General features: G+C 74.4%; 2 protein-coding genes and 1 pseudogene. All 3 read left to right on the plus strand.

Going from position 1 to position 3,938, the window contains the following annotated elements:
* Window positions 1-223: 223 nt before the first annotated feature.
* Window positions 224-1,090: an MBL fold metallo-hydrolase gene (locus tag ABZ371_RS29985; RefSeq protein ID WP_358685488.1), complete on the plus strand. Its 867-nt coding sequence runs from the start codon at window positions 224-226 to the stop codon at window positions 1,088-1,090.
* A gap of 930 nt (window positions 1,091-2,020) precedes the next feature.
* Entirely contained in the window at window positions 2,021-3,121 is a 1,101-nt protein-coding gene (locus tag ABZ371_RS29990) for a glutamate--cysteine ligase (protein ID WP_358685491.1), read from the plus strand.
* A gap of 93 nt (window positions 3,122-3,214) precedes the next feature.
* Window positions 3,215-3,938 (plus strand): annotated as a pseudogene (locus ABZ371_RS29995) (SDR family NAD(P)-dependent oxidoreductase); the annotation flags it as partial.

A 3,938-nucleotide genomic window follows, 5' to 3' on the forward strand; every position in this document is an offset into this window, starting at 1 on the left:
GTGGGCGCTCCCGCTCCCGGGGACGGGCGACGGTCACCGGTCGCCGCGGCGCTGTGGACGTCTGTTGCGGGCAAGCCCCGCCGAAGAGGCGGCCGTACCCGGTTGACCAGCGGCGACACAGGCGGAGCGGCGCCGGCGCCCGGCCACGAAGTCGCGTCGGCGCGCGTGGCGGAGTACCCATGAAGGGAAGGCACTGCCGCCGTCCGCCCGGGAGGTACGCGCCATGTCCGACCGTCCGCCCGAAGGATTCGCGGAGATCCAGTTCGTCGGCAACGCCACGCTGCTCATCCGGTACGGGTCGCTGACACTCCTGACCGACCCGAACTTCCTGCACCGGGGCAGCTACGCCTACCTGGGCAACGGCCTCTTCTCGCGCCGCTCGGCCGAGCCGGCGCTCGGGGTCCGCGACCTGCCGCCCGACCTCGACGCCGTGATCCTCTCGCACCTTCACGGAGACCACTGGGACCGGGTCGCCCGCTGGGGACTGGACCACGGGCTGCCGATCGTCACGACCCCGCACGCCTCACGGCGCCTCCAGGGCCTCCACGGGTTCTCGCGGGCCGTCGGCCTGCGCACCTGGCAGTCGCAGACGCTGTCGCGCGACCGCACACAGGCCCTCGTCACCGCTCTCCCGGGCCGCCACGGCCCCGGCCTCGCGCAGGCGTTCCTGCCCCCCGTCATGGGAAGCCTGCTGGAGTTCGGCCCACCGGGCCGGGCGCCGGTGCTCCGCCTCTACATCAGCGGTGACACCCTGATGTTCCCCGGGATCGGGGAGATCGCGCGACGGTGCCCGGACCTCCACCTGGCCGTCGTGCACCTGGGCGGCACGACACTCCCGGGCGGGCTGCTGGTGACCATGGACGCCCGCCAGGGAACCGAACTCGTGCGGACGCTGCGACCGCGCCGCGTGCTGCCCGTGCACTACGAGGAGTACGGCGTCATGCGTTCCCCGCTGTCCGCGTTCCTCACCGAGGCGGACCGCGCCGGATTCGCGGCCGACGTGGTGCACTGCGCCAGGGGAGAGCGCGTCCTGGTGGGCCCCGGCGGCGAGGAGGCGGCGCCGCCGCCCGGCCGCTCGGCACCACCCTGACGGCGGTCCCGCCGGAGACGCGGACCGGTCACGCACCGGTGGCCGCCTTCTCGCGGTGCCGCTCCCACGCCCGGTCGGCCAGCCCCGGGTCGGCGAGGAGGTCCCCGGCGGTGCACGCGAGGGCGCGCGCCGTCGCCGGCATCACGCGGCGTGCCCGCTCACCGGCCGCCGCCGTGGCGCACTCCGGTGTGTGGTCCGAATGTTACGGCCCCAGGATGGCCACGAACGGGTGGATCGCGGGAACGACCCGGCTCACGTCCCCGATGTCGGACGAACCCAGGAACACCCCCGGCGCCGGCTCCCGAGGCCGATGCCGCCTTCCCGAAGGTGCCGGGCGAACCGGCCGGACAGTATTTCGTTGTCGCGGATGTGGTGGTCGCCCGCGCCGGCGCGGGCCGTCTCCACCCTGGTGCCGTTGGCGACGGCAATGCCCTCCGCGCACCGGGTGACGTCCGCGACCAGGGCGGCCAGGGCGTCGACGCCCTCGGTCGGGCTGCCGGTGGGGTGCGCGGCGCGCCCGTGGAAGACCCGTACGCACCTGGACCTGGGCCGTCAGCGGCGCCCACGCGGGCCGGCCGCCGTCCCCGGCCTGTGCGGAGAACGCGGTGGGCATTCCCGCGATGCCCCGGTGCACGACGGCACCCCCGCGTTCCAGCTCGCCCGAGAGCAATTCCGCCGCGGCGTGCTCCTCGTAGGCGAGCTCCGGGGCGCGGTGCCGGGCGAGCGCGACGTCCCACAGCCGGGACGCCCGGGGCGTCACCTGCCGGGTGAACGCGCCCGCCCGCGCCGCCCGAAGGGCCGGCGCCCCTGGACGTCGCCGCGCACGGGAGCCCACCCACGTCCACGACGGCGCCGCTCCGCCGGAGAGCTCACGTACGGGCCGGCCGTGTCGTGCGCCGATCCGATGCGCGCAGACCCGAGACTGACCCGATGGAACCGGTCACCATCGGAGTGGAAGAGGAATACCTGCTGCTCGACGCCGAGACCGGACTACCGGTCCCCGCCGGGGAACAGGTGCGGGCGGCCGCCGGAGCGGCGGCACTCCTCGACGAGGACGAGATGCAGCCGGAGCTCCTGCAGGTGCAGGTGGAGGTGGCCACGCCCGTGTGCGCGGAACTGGGGGAGGTCGGCGGTCACCTGCTGCGCCTCCGGCTCGCCGCCGGCGCCGCCGCCGAAGCGCAGGGGTGCCGACTCGCCGCCTGCGGCACACCGCCCCACAGAGGCGGATCGACCACCCCGGTGACCGGGGAGGCACGCTACCGGGCCATGCGCTCACAGGCACCCCAGCTGGTGGCCGAACAGGTGATCAACGGCATGCACGTGCACGCCTCGGTGCCGGACCGCGACGTCGGCGTGGCCGTGCTCAACCGCCTGCGCGGCTGGCTGCCCCTGCTCGTGGCGATGTCGGCGAACTCCCCGCTGTGGGACGGTCAGGACACCGGATTCGCCAGCTGGCGCACCGTCATCTTCGGCAGGTGGCCGGTCAGCGGCCCGCCGCCCGTCTTCGAGGACGCCGCCGACGAGGCGAGCCGGACCGGGACCCTGGTGCGGAGCGGCATCGTCCGCGACACCGGGCAGTTGTACTGGCACGCCCGGCTGTCCCACCGCTACCCGACCGTCGAGGTGCGGTGCTGCGACGTCCAGCTCCGCGCGGACGAGGCGGTCATGTTCGCCGGGATCGTGCGCGCCCTCGTGACGACCGCCGTCCGGGAGACCGAAGCGGGGGTGCCCGAGCCCCGGATCCTTCCCGAGGTGCTCCAGGCCGCGACCTGGCAGGCCGCCCGGCACGGCCTCAGCGGCCACCTGATCACCCCGGCCGGTGAACGGATCAGCGCCGGTGACGCGGTCGCCCGCCTGATGGAGCACATCACCCCCTCGGCCGACGCCACGGGTGACACACGCGATCTCACCGCGCTCGTGCACCGCCTCCTGCGTCAGGGGACGCCTGCGGACCGCCAGCGCAGGGCACTGGGAGAAGGTGGCCTGAAGGCGGTGACCGACCTGATCATCGCCGACACCACGGCTGACTGACGCGCGCTCCGGCGGACCGGCCCCGGCCGGCCAGGACGCCGCGACCTCGTCCTCAACGCCGAGGACCACGACCGGCTCCAGCAGGCGGCCGAGCGGGTCCGGGCGGCGGGCGGGGGAACCGTCGAGGCCGTCGAGGCGGATCTCCGTGTCCCGCAGCAGACCGAGGCCCTCTTCGCCGCCGCGACGGCGGCGGGCCGGCCCCTGGACGTGGTCGTCCTCAACGCGGGGGTCGGGCGAGGGGGCGCGTTCCGGGACACCGACCTGGCGGACGAACTGGAGATCATCGACCTCAACGTCCGCTCGACCGTGCAGTTGGCCAAGTACGTGGTGCGCGACATGGCCGCCCGTGACGAGGGCCGGGTCCTCGTCACGTCCTCGATCGCCTCGACCATGCCCGGCTCCTTCCAAGCCGTCTACAACGCGTCCAAGTCGTTCCTCCAGTCCTTCACCCAGGCCCTTCACAACGAGCTCGAGGACACCGGCGTCACCGTCACCTCGTTCATGCCGGGGCCGACAGAGACCGACTTCTTCCACCGGGCGGACATGGACGACACCCGTATCGGCCGACAGGACAAGGACGACCCCGCTCAGGTCGCGCGCCAGGCGCTGGACGCCCTGTTCGCGGGCAAGGCGAAGGCCGTCACGGGATCGGCCAGGACGAAGGCGCAGGAGCTCGCCAACAAGGTGCTGCCGACAGCCTCAAGGGCGAGGCGCACCGGAAGATGGCCGAACCCGGGTCCGGCGAACAGGACTGAGCCGCCCGCGGGGACGGGTGGCCCACCGGCTCACCGGCGCCGGGCCGCCGGGCCGCCGAGCC

The sequence above is a fragment of the Streptomyces sp. NPDC005899 genome (assembly GCF_040629645.1).
In the GTDB taxonomy this organism is placed as follows: Bacteria; Actinomycetota; Actinomycetes; order Streptomycetales; family Streptomycetaceae; genus Streptomyces.

What these genes read in the sequence shown, in the direction of transcription:
- ABZ371_RS29985 (WP_358685488.1), top strand. Translation starts at nt 224, where the DNA reads ATGTCCGACCGTCCGCCCGAAGGATTCGCGGAGATCCAGTTCGTCGGC.
- ABZ371_RS29990 (WP_358685491.1), top strand. Translation starts at nt 2,021, where the DNA reads ATGGAACCGGTCACCATCGGAGTGGAAGAGGAATACCTGCTGCTCGAC.